Origin of the sequence: Endozoicomonas sp. OPT23 (assembly GCF_009653635.1) — a bacterium.
In the GTDB taxonomy this organism is placed as follows: Bacteria; Pseudomonadota; Gammaproteobacteria; order Pseudomonadales; family Endozoicomonadaceae; genus Endozoicomonas_A.
The window spans coordinates 611,319-623,691 of the sequence record NZ_PPFD01000006.1 but is presented as its reverse complement, the minus strand read 5'-3'; the positions used below and the strand labels follow the sequence as shown (position 1 = coordinate 623,691).

Below are 12,373 nucleotides of genomic sequence, written 5' to 3'. Positions count from 1 at the left end.
ATTACAGCCACAGGCTGAACTCTGATCAAGCGCTGAATTGTCAACGGTACCTGAGGGTGTGTACCGCAGACAAAAGAACTGATCCACGGATGTGGGTATAAACAAAAAAATCAGACAACGTTGGTAGTGTCAGTATGAATCTCCATGAATATCAGGGTAAACAGCTGTTTGCTGAATATGGCCTGCCGGTATCCAAGGGTTATGCCTGCGATACTCCGGAAGAAGCTGCAGCTGCTGCAGACAAAATCGGTGGTAGCCAGTGGGTAGTTAAAGCTCAGGTTCACGCCGGTGGCCGTGGTAAGGCTGGTGGTGTAAAGCTGGTAACCACTAAAGAAGAAATCAAGGCTTTCGCCGAGCAGTGGCTGGGCAAGAATCTGGTGACTTACCAGACAGACGAAAATGGTCAGCCAGTGAGCAAAATTCTGGTTGAAAGCTGCACCGATATTGATCAGGAACTGTACTTGGGTGCTGTTGTTGACCGTTCTACCCGCAAGATCGTTTTCATGGCATCTACCGAAGGTGGTGTTGAAATCGAGAAAGTTGCGGAAGAAACACCTGAAAAAATTCTGAAAGCGATTATCGATCCGATGGTTGGCGCACAGCCATATCAGGGCCGTGAGCTAGCGTTCAAGCTGGGTCTGAACACGACTCAGGTTAAGCAGTTCACCAAGATCTTCCTGGGGCTGGCGAAACTGTTCCAGGACTTCGATCTGGCTCTGCTGGAAATCAATCCGCTGGTTATCACTGAAGCCGGTGACCTGCACTGTCTGGATGCCAAGCTGAACATCGACAGTAACGCCATGTATCGTCAGGCTCGCCTGAAGACCATGCACGATCCTTCTCAGGAAGACGCTCGTGAAGCGCACGCTGCTCAATGGGAACTGAACTACGTAGCTCTGGATGGCAACATCGGCTGCATGGTAAACGGCGCTGGTCTGGCAATGGGTACCATGGACATCGTTAAGTTGTCCGGTGGCGCTCCAGCTAACTTCCTGGACGTTGGTGGCGGTGCTACCAAAGAACGTGTTACTGAAGCGTTCAAGATCATTCTGTCTGACGACAATGTTAAGGCCGTACTGGTTAACATCTTCGGCGGTATTGTTCGTTGTGACCTGATTGCTGAAGGCATCATCGGCGCTGTTAAAGAAGTAGGCGTAGAAGTTCCTGTTGTTGTTCGCCTGGAAGGTAACAACGCTGAACTGGGTGCCAAGACTCTGGCCGAGTCAGGTCTGGATATTATTGCTGCTAGCAGTCTCTCCGACGCAGCAGAACAGGTAGTTAAAGCCGCGGAGGGTAAATAATAATGAGCGTACTGATTAATAAAGATACCAAGGTTATCTGTCAGGGCTTTACCGGTTCTCAGGGTACTTTCCACTCCGAGCAAGCCATTGCTTACGGCACCAAGATGGTTGGTGGCGTTACTCCGGGTAAGGGCGGCCAGGAACATCTGGGTCTGCCAGTATTCAACACCGTTGCTGATGCGGTTGCTGAAACCGGTGCTGAAGCTTCTGTTATTTATGTGCCAGCACCTTTCTGCAAAGACTCCATCCTTGAAGCAGCCAACGGCGGCATCAAGCTGATTGTCTGCATCACTGAAGGCATTCCTACTCTGGACATGCTGGAATGCAAGGTTCGTTGTGACGAACTGGGTGTTGTTCTGATCGGTCCAAACTGCCCAGGCGTTATCACTCCTGGAGAGTGCAAGATTGGTATCATGCCAGGTCACATTCACAAGCCAGGCAAGGTCGGTATCGTGTCCCGTTCCGGTACCCTGACTTATGAAGCCGTTAAGCAGACCACAGACTTCGGTTACGGTCAGTCTACCTGTGTTGGTATCGGTGGTGACCCGATTCCGGGTTCCAACTTCATCGACATCCTGAAGCTGTTCGAAAAAGATCCACAGACTGAAGCGATCGTAATGATCGGTGAAATCGGTGGTACTGCTGAAGAAGAAGCAGCTGCTTTCATTAAGGAAAACGTAACCAAGCCGGTTGTTTCCTACATTGCCGGTGTAACTGCACCTCCAGGCAAGCGTATGGGTCACGCTGGTGCGATCATCTCCGGTGGTAAGGGTACTGCAGACGAGAAGTTTGCTGCTCTGGAAGCGGCTGGTGTGAAAACCGTTCGCAGTCTGGCTGAAATCGGTCAGGCTCTGAAGGAAAAGACGGGCTGGTAAGCACCAGTAGTCAGTTCTTCAAAAACCCGTGCTGAGAAGTGCGGGTTTTTTTTGCGCTGGAATAAGTGAGTGATCTATCTCCTAAGAGGGACTGTAGATAATGGCCAAACTGCTATGCTAACCGGTCATATCATTCTTGCGGTATGTCGCTATAGGCTGGGAGCTTAGATAAGCGCATAGTCGCTGGTTTTTCAATCGGTAGCTGAGACACTGTTTGTGGAAACACCGAACCTGAATCCGGATAAGTATCGCTTCTTCACAGCGCTACGACCTTTCTCTTTTTCTGTTGCCTTGATCTGTTGCGGTCTGGGTATTGCCATTGCTTTTGCTCGAGGTGAGGGTGACTGGCTACGTGCTATCGATATCATTTTGTGTGGTCTATTACTGCAGGCGGCTGCCAATCTTGCCAATGACTACGCGGATATCCAGTTCTGGAAAGACAGTGGTCATCCTGACGAAGATCACGTGATAAAACAGATAAAGAGCAATTTCAAACTAGCAGGTATTTTCACCTTTACCGCTATTGGTTTGGGGCTCTGGCTGGTTTATCTGGTGGGCTGGGAGCTTTTTGCCCTGGGAATATCAGGGATTATTGCAGGTTATTTCTATACTGGAGAGCCTGTCGTTTATAAACATAGGGGCTTTGGTGTGCCTGCGGTGTTTATCCTTACCGGTGTGCTGATGGTGTCAGCATCTTATTATGGTGTGACAGGTGTCTGGGATAATCAGGTAGCTATTATTTCTATTCCTGTCAGCCTGATTACAGCGGCTTTGCTGGTGGCTAATGAGCTCCGTGATTACGTTGATGATAAGAATGATGGGATTGGGACGTTGACCGTTCGAATGGGTTTTGACCTGTCCAGAGCCTTTTATGTAATTTTACTGTTTGCGGTTTATCCCGTCAGTTTGAATCTTTATTTGTACGACTTTCTACAGCAACCGTTGTTTCTTCTGTTGCCATTGCTGGTAATTTGGCAGCCCATCAGGTTGTTAAAAGAAGAGCCGGGTAGTGAGGTTTTGAAGAAGTTGCCGCCCCTGACAGGAAGATTTTTTATGGTTTTTGGTGTCTGTTTTATTGCCGTGCTGTTTTAATTGCTGAAGGTGATGCATGAAAAAGCCAGCTGAAGATAGCTGGCTTTTTTGTTTCTCTGGTTACGAATTAATTTTCAGTTTGCCAGAATTTCTTATCTTTCTTTCTCAGGTCAAAGGCTTCCGGTTCAAACAGTGTGTCAGGGTCGTCTGGAAGCATCTCTGGAGTCTGTTTGTTCCTTCTCAGGTACTTGAGTTTGCTGAAGCGATCTCGTGTTGCCTTGGCTAATGTTTCTGAATTTCTCATGATAGTCGGTCTGATAAACAGCATCAGGTTTCGCTTATCCACTTTGTCTTCTTCAAATCGGAAGAACTGTCCCAGCAGAGGAATATCTCCTAGCAGAGGGACTTTCTTTTTAGTCTGAATTTTTCTGTCTTCAATCAGCCCACCGATCACAATAGTCTGGCCATCATCGACAAGAACAGTTGTCTTCAGGGTTCTGTTATTAAAGATGAGGTCACCGCCGCCCAGGTCTTTGGTCGCTGCTGAGTCCAGGGATGAAACTTCTTGTTCCATTTCGAGACGAATGCTGTTGCCTTCACTCAGGTGAGGCGTGATTTTCATCTTGATACCCACATCTTTACGATCAGTTGTGGTGAACGGTGAGTTACCGCCACCACCAGCACTGGTTTGATAAGAGCCGGTTTTGATCGGAATATTCTGGCCGACAAGGAATTCAGCTTCCTGATTGTCCAGAGTCAACATACTGGGTGTAGATAGAATATCGTTGTTGGATTTGGAGCTGAGAGCTGTGACCAGAGCACCGAAATTAGGCGCTCTAAAAGCAACACTGCCAAGTGTTATGGCTGCATTATCAAGAATGTTACCGGTGATGCTTCTCTTTTCACTGGTAGTTGTTGAAGTTGCATCACCTGTTTTTGTAGTGACATGCCCGGCAGATGTCTGAGTGCCATCTATGCCCCACTGCACACCGAGCGCGTCGCCGATACCACCAGAAACTTCAACAATGACTGCTTCAAGTAGGACTTGAGATCTGGGCACATCTAACTGACGGACTATGTGCTCCATCTCGGCCAGAGTATCCGGGTCAGCGATCATAATAAGAGCGTTCTGGGTTTCATCCGCTTTTACAAAGACATTCGGTGCAGATTTAGCCTTACCCTTGCTGCTGCTTTGTCCTTTGGTTTCCACTTTAGGTGCCGTGGGTGATGCTGGAGTTGGTGCGGGTGTAGCGACGGATGAGCTGCCCTTATTTTTTTTGTTGTTGCTGTCCTGAATCGTTGATGACGCTTCGGCCAGAATATCTGCAATGTTTTTGGCGTCACCGTAACTCAGGAAAATAACCTTGGTATTGGATTTGCGAATACCTGCCTTATCCAGTGTTTCAACCAGCTTTCTGACTCTCACTCTTTTGCTGCTATTGCCTTTAATCACCAATCGATTGCTTCTCTCATCAGCGATCACCTGCAAACCACTGGGTAGCTGTCCTTTACCGGTTACCAGTGTTTCCTGAATGATCTTGGAAACATCGCCTACCCATGCGTGCTTGAGTTGAAGCACTTCATAATCATTGTTACCAGTGTCATCGAGTTCTCGTACCAATTTGGTAATACGTGCAACGTTGTCAGCAAGGTCACTGACAATGACGGCGTTACTTGAGGCTGAAGCAGCGGCGTGGCCATATTGGGCAATCAAGGGTCGAATGATCGGAATCAGTTCGATAGCAGAGACGCTGTGCAGTTCAATGACCTTGGTGGTCATGATCGCGTCTCTGGGCCTTTTGCCTTTTTCATGAGGTGATGCGGTCTTCGCAGTAGTGCTGGGTGTGATATTGATGACACTGCCTTTAGGAATAACCGCGTAACCATTGGCAGAAAGTACTTCCAGAAAGACGTCGTAGACTTCATCGCTGCTTAAAGGTTTGGATGACAGTACGGTGACTGTGTTTCCGCCTTTAATGCGTGGATCGATAACAAAGGTTTCGCCGGTAATTTTGGCGATCTGACCTATGAATTCTCGGATATCAGCATTCTGATGGTTCAGTGTCCATTTCTTGTCACCTGGAGCTTTGCTGTCAGGCTTTTTCTGTGCGACAGGTGCTGCTTTGGGCTGAGCCTGCTGAGCAGAGGCGGGTTCCACTGACGGTATAGCTACCGGGGCGGCCGTGCTGTCTTGCAGAGGCAGGATCGACAGCAGTGATGCCAGGGCAAACGTGCTGCTACTGCTCGCTAATGGACAGATTCGTAGTTTCATCACTCAACCATTTTTATAAGTAACTGTTGTTATCAAATCCCTTGGTTTGCACCTTGCAGTTTGTCTCTTAGCTCCTGCATACGCTGTTCAAGTGATTTTCCGTCAGGTTCCTGGGTAAATCCTGGTTTCTCGGCTTTTGGTGCCGAACTCTCCACTGGGTTGCGATATTCCTGCAAGGCCCTGGAGTCTTTAGCTGCTTCTGGAAAAGAAAGTGTTTCCAGTTGTCCCCCCCGATTCAGAACCACATGGTCTGAATGAATTTCTTTTAGAGTGGCGCCACCTGGCAGGGTATCGCCAATACCGTAAAGCTTGTCCTGGCTGCTGCTCTGGATGATGGCGCTGGCTTCATCAGTCCTGCTGCCAAGTTCTCCCAGTGCTCCCCTGAGTGTCAGGTTTAATCTTGTCTTGGGGATATCGGCACCCTGTTTTTGTGCTTCAGCTTTGTTGCTGAAACCAAACAGAAGTTCAAAATCTTTGACGGTTAATGGCTTGTTATCAGCCAAAGCGGGGCCTGTTTGGCTATCATTTGGCATTTCTGGCTGACTGGCCAGCTGCTGATAAAATGAATAGCCATGGAGTGAGAGGCTGGCCAGCATGGCAACAGACAAAACAACCATCAAAAGGTTGCGATTCTTCTTCTGGCCCCATTTCAGATAGCTGGACACAAGCTCTGAATTCATAGTGCTCTCTGTAAATTGTTGTATTTCACTTAATATCGGATGGGATTAACCGAGCCATGAACTATTCTTTTATCTAAATAAAGCATAAGACTTTTATTTGTAAAAGAAGTGAGCCTTTCTTGATCAAATTAATACCCCGTTTGATCCTGTTGGATAAATGAAGTCTCACTATTTTTATTGTTTTGCAGAAAAACTCTATGTGCGTTGTATTTATTAAGAATTACCCGAAATTTTTCTTACCGTAATTTAGTGTGGCAAGAATAATATGAAGATCCAGGGAGTCTGACTTGAATACGGAACCATTACAGAACACTGACGAACTCACCGCAGATGATCTTCCGGGTGTTCAGAACCAGAGGTTGCCCTTCACCTTTGCCAAGCGTCATGGCGTAGTTCTTAGCTGGGAGCAGGAATATCCGGTGCTCTACTTTCAGTCGGTTCCTGATGCGCTGATCTTGTCTGAAGTAACGCGGGTCACCTCCCAGTCACCTCGCTACTGTAAGGTTGGGGCGGAAAAATTATCCGAGATACTGTCCGAGTGTTATCACAACGACAGTTCCGAAGCTTTGCAGAATGCAGCCGGCATCAGTGATGATCTGGATCTGAGCAGTCTTGCTGACGCAGTGCCAGTGACAGAAGACCTGCTTGAGCAGAGTGATGATGCCCCGGTTATTCGGCTGATTAATGCCCTTCTTACAGAAGCCATCAAAGAAGGTGCTTCTGATATTCATATTGAAACCTTTGAATCAACACTGATTGTTCGTATTCGTGTCGATGGCGTACTCCGGGAGATCCTCAGCTTGCAGCGCACACTGGCTGCATTGCTGGTTTCCAGAATCAAGGTTATGGCACGGCTTGATATTGCCGAGAAGAGAATTCCTCAGGATGGCCGTATCTCTCTGAAGGTTGCGGGTAAGGACGTAGATGTTCGTGTTTCAACCCTGCCGTCCAGTAATGGCGAGCGAGTCGTGCTACGTCTGCTGGATAAAGCAGCAGGACGATTGGAACTTGGTCATCTTGGAATGGATGCCCGGGATATGGAAGTTGTCTCCGCTCTACTCGCTAAACCCTATGGCATCATACTGGTTACCGGGCCGACCGGTTCAGGTAAAACCACTTCTCTCTACGCCAGCCTTACATCATTGAATGATAAGTGCCGCAACATTCTTACCGTCGAAGATCCTATTGAATATAACCTCGAAGGTATTGGTCAGACGCAGGTTAACTCAAAAGTTGATATGACCTTTGCTCGCGGCTTGAGGGCGATTCTTCGTCAGGATCCAGATGTGGTCATGGTAGGTGAGATTCGTGATACCGAAACCGCTGAAATAGCGGTGCAGGCCAGTTTGACGGGTCACCTTGTGCTGTCAACGCTGCACACCAATACCGCAGTAGGTGCGCTTACCCGGTTGCAGGACATGGGTATAGAGCCGTTCTTATTGTCTTCCAGTTTATTGGGTGTCGTTGCTCAACGGCTGGTCAGAGTGCTCTGCGAACACTGCAAAAAGCCTTATACCGCTGATGAAGCTGAATGTCATGAACTTGGTGTCAGTAATGATCAGGCCGTTCAGTTATACCACGCTCAAGGTTGTAAGGAGTGTAACTTTACCGGCTACAGAGGTCGCTGTGGTATTTACGAGGTCGTTACTGTCAACGAGCAGCTAAGAAGAATGATTCATGCTGGAGAAGGTGAGCAGGCCATAACGGATTTCGTACGTCAGTCTTCACCTGGCATTAGGGATGATGGCAGCCGTAAGGTGTTGTCTGGTCTGACAACCCTTGAGGAAGTTCTGAGAGTGACTCAGAAAGATTGATCCGTACTGGAGGCGGATTGAGACGACATGGCAGCATTTGAATATATCGCTCTGGATCAACAGGGTAAGCAACAGAAAGGCACGATGGAGGCTGACAGTAGTCGTCACCTGCGTCAGATGCTGCGTGATAAGGAATGGACGCCCCTTGCGGTCAATCAGGTTAGTGAGAGTCGCCAGCAAAAAGCCTCCATGGGTTGGTCGCAGCTGTTTCAGCGAGGCGTCTCTGCCATAGAACTGGCAACACTGACACGGCAGCTGGCAACCTTGATTCAGGCGGCCATGCCAGTCGAAGAAGCACTTTATGGTGTAGCGTGTCAGCAGGAAAAGAGACGTCTGAAGAATATGTTGCTGGCTATACGTTCAAAAGTTCTGGAAGGTCATACCCTGGCTCGAAGTCTTGAAGATTTTCCTAATGTCTTCCCCCAGATGTTCCGGGCAACAGTAGCAGCAGGTGAGCATGCAGGGTATCTGGATAAGGTACTGAACCGGCTTGCGGACTACACAGAAGCCCGAATGAAGTCGATGCAGAAGATCCAGCAGGCTCTTCTTTATCCCATTATTTTGATTGTTGCGGCATTGAGTATCGTCAGTTTTCTGCTGGGGTTTGTGGTGCCCGATGTTGTAAAGGTTTTTGTCGATACTGGTCAGGAGCTGCCATGGATTACAACCGCCTTGATTGGAGCCAGTGAGGGATTCCAGTCTTACTGGCCAATTATGTTGGGTGGCATTATTGCGATAGTGGTGGGGGTAAAGCAGGTACTGAAAAAACCAAGTGTTCGTTTTTCATGGGATCGTTTCTTTCTGAAGCTTCCTATCCTGGGGCGATTCAGCAGGACGCTTAGTGCGGCAAGGTTTGCCAGCACGCTGAGTATTCTGACTCGTAGTGGTGTATCGCTGGTGGAAGCGCTTCTTATTGCTTCACAGGTTATTGATAACAAAGCTATTTGTGAAGGAGTGAAGGGGGTTGCAAGACGTGTCAGTGAAGGCTCCAGTCTCAATCGTGCTTTAACAGAAACAGGCTTTTTCCCACCTTTAATGCTGCACATGATTGGCAGTGGTGAGTCTACGGGTGAGCTGGATGACATGTTGGAAAGAACAGCTCAAAACCAGCAGATGGAGCTGGATGGACGTATAGCTCTGCTGCTGGGATTGTTTGAACCCTTAATGCTGGTGGTTATGGGGGGCATTGTCATGGTGATTGTTTTGGCTATTCTTTTGCCTATTTTGAATATGAATCAGTTGTTGAATTAAGACAATAAAGCGGGCAGTCAGTGCCCACCAATTTAATGAATGGTATGGACTCCTCCGAGGTGCGGACATGAATAGAAAGCAAATTCAAAAGGGTTTTACCCTGATTGAAATAATGGTGGTGGTAGTCATTCTGGGGATTCTGGCCGCTATGGTTGCGCCCAAGATTCTAAGTCGTCCGGATCAGGCAAAAGTCACTGTTGCTCGCTCGGATATAGAAAGTGTTTCTCAGGCGCTAGAGCTGTACCGGCTTGATAATGGTATGTACCCGTCTACTGATCAGGGGCTTGAAGCTCTGGCCAAGAAGCCGACGATTTCTCCAGAACCAAGAAACTGGAACCCTGAAGGTTATCTCAAGAAAGCGCCTCTGGACCCATGGGGTAATGCGTATATCTATCTTCAGCCAGGCAATCACGGTAAGTACGATCTCTATTCTCTCGGTGCTGATGGTCGTGAAGGTGGTGAAGGTCTGAATGCTGATGTCACTAACTGGGAGGAGTCGTGAGGCGGAAAGGATCTCAGGGCTTCACGCTGGTAGAACTGCTGGTTGTTATTCTTATCATCGGAATTCTGCTGGGTATAACCTTACTCAGCCCGATTACCGGTAATGTGCAGAAAATGGTTCAGGAGCAGGCATCCAGATTGCAGGTGTTGTTTGCCCAGGCCAGAGATAAGGCATTGCTGGACAATGCTGAATATGGATTTTCCGTGGAAGAAGGCCGGTATCGCTGGTGGGTTCTGCCGCTTGAGAGCAAAGAGTGGCGAACCATTACCGAGAAGCCGTTTCAGCCTTTTCGAATACCGTCCGCTTTAGAGGTGATCCTCAGTACTAAAGAAGGTGATATTCCCTATCTGGACAAGGAGCAGGAAAGCAGAGATGGGCCAACGGTTGTTTTTTTCTCCGATGGTCAGATAACACCTTTTTCACTGGATATAGTGCCTGTTGAGAATAAAAAGCAAAAAGTGCTTCTACAGACAGATGGACTCTCGAATGTCGAACTCTTTCGATAACAGAGGTTTTACCCTGATTGAAGTCATGGTGGCTTTGGCTGTCTTTGCTGTTGCCGCCGCCATGCTGATGCTGGCTGATGGTAACAGTATTCGGCAAACACGCTACATGCAGGAGAAGGTCCTTGCAGCACAGTTAGCGGATCAACATCTCAGTCGTATAGAAGCAGAAAAAAAATGGCCTGATACCGGCCTCAGTGGTCAGGCAGAGGTTTACGCGAACCATGACTGGTATGTTCAGAGAGTGGTTCGAAACAGCAGTCTTGGTGATTTTCGTAAAATTGATATTGAGGTATTTACCGGTAATAAAAAGCCGGAGGACAACGATCAGGCCATGTACTCCCTGACGACGCATATCAGGAAGTACAAAAAATGACGGGGCAAAAAGGTTTCACTCTGCTGGAGTTGATGATCTCGATCATGATGTTCGCAATGATCAGTACCGCGGCTTACAAGTTGTTTGAATCTGTGAGCAGGGCCCAGCAGGTAACCGATGGCATTCTGGATCGTCTGGATGTTTTGCAAAGGGCTCAACTGATTATGGAGAAAGACCTTTTTCAGCTTGTGGGAAGGTCCATAAGGGATGAGTTTGGTGATCGGAAGCCTGCGGTTCAGGCACCGGCTGGAGAGGGGGAGCTTATTGCCTTTACTCGATCCGGTTGGAGAAATCCGTTGAATGAAATACGCAGTGATTTACAAAGAGTTCAATATGAGGTCGATGAAGGAAAGCTGATTCGCAGCTATTGGAAGATGCTGGATCGTGCACCGGACCCTATCCAGATTCGGCAGGTGCTTTTGGAGCAAGTCCAGAGAGTCAGGTTACGGTTTATGGATGAGAAGAAGAGCTGGCGCAGCACCTGGCCGCCCGAAAAAACAGAAGCTCCCAATCAGGCGCTGACTCAAGCACAAGGGCAGGCCAAAACCGCAAGTGCAGCTGGTAAAGAAGATAACTCATCGATGTTACCTGTTGCCGTGGAGCTGACAGTACAGCATCAGGATTTTGGAACGATGACGACTATTTTGCCTGTCAGTGATTTCAAACCGAGTGATATTAAAGCGCTTTCTGACGGACAACAAAAGAAAAACCAGCCAGCAGACAGCAAGCAGCAGAGGCAGCCTCCAAAAGGAAGAGAGCAGGACAGACCTGAAGGTGGGCCCAATAATGAACCTTAAGAAAAACCAATCAGGTATAGCTCTCATTTATGTGTTGCTGATTTTTGCCATCATTACCTTGATGGCTTCACAGATGGTGACCAGCCTCTGGTTGCACACAGAAAAAAACAGCCGCTATCTGGAAAGAGTGCAGGCCAGACATTTGGCGCTCGGCGCTGAGCAATACGTTGCTTTGCTGCTGGAACAGGATGCAGAAGAGGATAAGAAAAAGAAGAAGCTGGTGGACCATGAAAAAGAACGTTGGAACGTAACTGAAGTTGCTTACCCAGTAGAGCAAGGTGAAATTGAACTCAGGATTGTTGATGAAAACAGTTTGTTTAACCTCAACTGGTTGTCGGCCAAGGCACTTGATGCCAAACGATTTGATCGAATGTTCGATCAGCTGCTGAAAAATCAGGGAATAGACAGCGGCGTTAAAGACAGCATCAAGGACTGGCTTGATAGTGATCAGGAAGCTTTGGAGAACGGCGCTGAAGATAACTATTACCTGTCGATGGATCCTGCTTATCGCACGGCGGATACCGCTATTGCTTCTTTAACAGAGTTGAAGTTGATCAAAGGTATTGGTTTAGAGGAATATGAACAACTGCTGCCGCTTCTGACCAGTATCCCCGGATCCAGTCGTATCAATATCAATACAGCGTTGCCTGATGTACTCAGAACTATCTCTGACAATCTCTCGGAAGGTGATGTGGTTTCCATCATCGACAGCAGAGGGAGTGAGGTTTTCAGCAAGATTGACGATCTTGCAAAACTACCAGCCTTGAAAGAAAAAACAGCAGATCTGAAGTCCGCTCCTCTGGGGGTGGTCAGTAATTTTTTTACAGTATTTATAAAGGCCAGGTATCGGGATACGACATTCTATTTAAGAACTCAATTATTTCGTAATGCAGAAGGGCAGGTTCAGGTCGCAGGACGTGAGATTGGGCCTAATGATTACTGGGTAGTAGCCAAGAAGGAATCCTGAGGT

The 12,373-nt window shown here is 47.9% G+C and carries 12 protein-coding genes; 10 read left to right on the top strand and 2 right to left on the bottom strand.

Annotated features, from left to right (window positions below; translation table 11 throughout):
- Nucleotides 1–134: 134 nt before the first annotated feature.
- The 3 genes from sucC (at nt 135) to EOPP23_RS16690 (ending at nt 3,268) form a co-directional block, all read left to right on the top strand.
- A complete protein-coding gene (gene sucC / locus EOPP23_RS16700; protein WP_153767117.1) occupies nt 135–1,301 on the top strand; it encodes an ADP-forming succinate--CoA ligase subunit beta in 1,167 nt (388 codons plus the stop codon).
- A gap of 2 nt (nt 1,302–1,303) precedes the next feature.
- Nucleotides 1,304–2,176, top strand: a complete 873-nt coding sequence (gene sucD, locus EOPP23_RS16695; RefSeq protein WP_153767116.1) for a succinate--CoA ligase subunit alpha — start codon at nt 1,304–1,306, stop codon at nt 2,174–2,176.
- A 216-nt stretch (nt 2,177–2,392) separates the two neighbouring features.
- Nucleotides 2,393–3,268 carry a prenyltransferase gene (locus EOPP23_RS16690; RefSeq protein ID WP_194842646.1) on the top strand — a complete coding sequence of 292 codons (876 nt, stop codon included), beginning with the start codon at nt 2,393–2,395 and terminating at the stop codon, nt 3,266–3,268.
- Between the two features lie 67 nt (nt 3,269–3,335).
- On the opposite strand, the gene gspD is transcribed toward EOPP23_RS16690, so the two are convergent.
- Both gspD and EOPP23_RS16680 read right to left on the bottom strand, forming a co-directional pair.
- Complete coding sequence (gspD, locus tag EOPP23_RS16685; protein ID WP_153767114.1) at nt 3,336–5,480, bottom strand: type II secretion system secretin GspD; 2,145 nt, start codon at nt 5,478–5,480, stop codon at nt 3,336–3,338.
- A gap of 32 nt (nt 5,481–5,512) precedes the next feature.
- On the bottom strand, nt 5,513–6,160 hold the full coding sequence (locus tag EOPP23_RS16680; RefSeq protein ID WP_153767113.1) for a type II secretion system protein N: 648 nt from the start codon (nt 6,158–6,160) through the stop codon (nt 5,513–5,515).
- 287 nt (nt 6,161–6,447) lie between these two features.
- Between EOPP23_RS16680 and gspE the strand changes: the two genes are divergently transcribed.
- From gspE to gspK, 7 genes are all read left to right on the top strand, one after another.
- Nucleotides 6,448–7,974 (top strand): type II secretion system ATPase GspE, encoded by a 1,527-nt coding sequence (gene gspE / locus EOPP23_RS16675; protein ID WP_153767112.1) that lies wholly within the window; start codon nt 6,448–6,450, stop codon nt 7,972–7,974.
- Between the two features lie 27 nt (nt 7,975–8,001).
- Nucleotides 8,002–9,225, top strand: a complete 1,224-nt coding sequence (gene gspF, locus EOPP23_RS16670) for a type II secretion system inner membrane protein GspF (protein WP_153767111.1) — start codon at nt 8,002–8,004, stop codon at nt 9,223–9,225.
- Between the two features lie 67 nt (nt 9,226–9,292).
- Nucleotides 9,293–9,727: a type II secretion system major pseudopilin GspG gene (gene gspG / locus EOPP23_RS16665; RefSeq protein ID WP_153767110.1), complete on the top strand. Its 435-nt coding sequence runs from the start codon at nt 9,293–9,295 to the stop codon at nt 9,725–9,727.
- Complete coding sequence (gene gspH, locus EOPP23_RS16660) at nt 9,724–10,233, top strand: type II secretion system minor pseudopilin GspH (protein ID WP_194842645.1); 510 nt, start codon at nt 9,724–9,726, stop codon at nt 10,231–10,233. The genes gspG and gspH overlap by 4 nt, the downstream gene beginning before the upstream one ends.
- On the top strand, nt 10,214–10,606 hold the full coding sequence (gene gspI, locus EOPP23_RS16655) for a type II secretion system minor pseudopilin GspI (RefSeq protein WP_194842644.1): 393 nt from the start codon (nt 10,214–10,216) through the stop codon (nt 10,604–10,606). The genes gspH and gspI overlap by 20 nt, the downstream gene beginning before the upstream one ends.
- A complete protein-coding gene (gene gspJ / locus EOPP23_RS16650; RefSeq protein ID WP_153767107.1) occupies nt 10,603–11,403 on the top strand; it encodes a type II secretion system minor pseudopilin GspJ in 801 nt (266 codons plus the stop codon). Before gspI ends, gspJ begins: the two co-directional genes overlap by 4 nt.
- Complete coding sequence (gene gspK, locus EOPP23_RS16645) at nt 11,393–12,370, top strand: type II secretion system minor pseudopilin GspK (protein WP_153767106.1); 978 nt, start codon at nt 11,393–11,395, stop codon at nt 12,368–12,370. The genes gspJ and gspK overlap by 11 nt, the downstream gene beginning before the upstream one ends.
- Nucleotides 12,371–12,373: the final 3 nt, after the last annotated feature.